Source organism: Streptococcus sp. HMSC10E12 (genome assembly GCF_001807855.1).
GTDB lineage: Bacteria > Bacillota > Bacilli > Lactobacillales > Streptococcaceae > Streptococcus > Streptococcus salivarius.
Window position 1 is genome coordinate 2,821 of record NZ_KV791087.1, and the last position, 608, is coordinate 3,428.

Consider the following 608-nt stretch of genomic DNA (forward strand, 5'->3'; position numbering starts at 1 on the left):
CTCCGACCTGTCCTAGTCCAATTAGTGAAGCCCCGATAGCCAAACTTGAAGCAGCGATTGTAATCCAATGTTTCTTAACTTTATGAAGCTTGAAACGAACTTTGTTTTCCATAAATTTCCCCCTTATTATGGTGACTTGGCATACTCACATCGTGAAAGAATCAACGAGATTAATACCAAAGATTAATTTATGATTATATCTTACCCTTATTTTTTAACAAACTCAATAGAAAACGCATACATAATTACAGTTTCAATAAATAGTGCAATAGAGAGGTTTGAGAGAAGTAGATGTTTACACAAAAAATCCAGGACTTGAGCTCTGGATTTAGGAGATTATGAAAAAGAAAAGTTTTAGGCTTTTACCCATTAATTCACTTTCTCAGTTGCCACACCATTTTCATCAATGACATAAGTTTTGCCATCTTTTTCAAGGGTTGCATTGGTTGTGATTGGAGAACCGTAAAGATGTTTCCCTAATGAAGTTGATTTTTCGAAGTGATAGAGCTTACCGTCAATTTCCTTCCAAGTTGGTTGGTAGTCAGAAATTACTCTTGGCTCAAGATAGCATAGGTAGCCTTTATCAGTGCGGTAGAATCCTGTTCGAA

The 608-nt window shown here is 36.0% G+C and carries 1 protein-coding gene and 1 pseudogene; both read right to left on the minus strand.

The features are described 5' to 3' along the window. Positions 1 to 112, minus strand: a 112-nt coding sequence (locus HMPREF3112_RS11560) for a KxYKxGKxW signal peptide domain-containing protein (RefSeq protein ID WP_256262654.1), incomplete at its 3' end; no start/stop codon positions are given. A gap of 257 nt (positions 113 to 369) precedes the next feature. After that, positions 370 to 608: pseudogene (locus tag HMPREF3112_RS11565) on the minus strand (hypothetical protein); the annotation flags it as partial.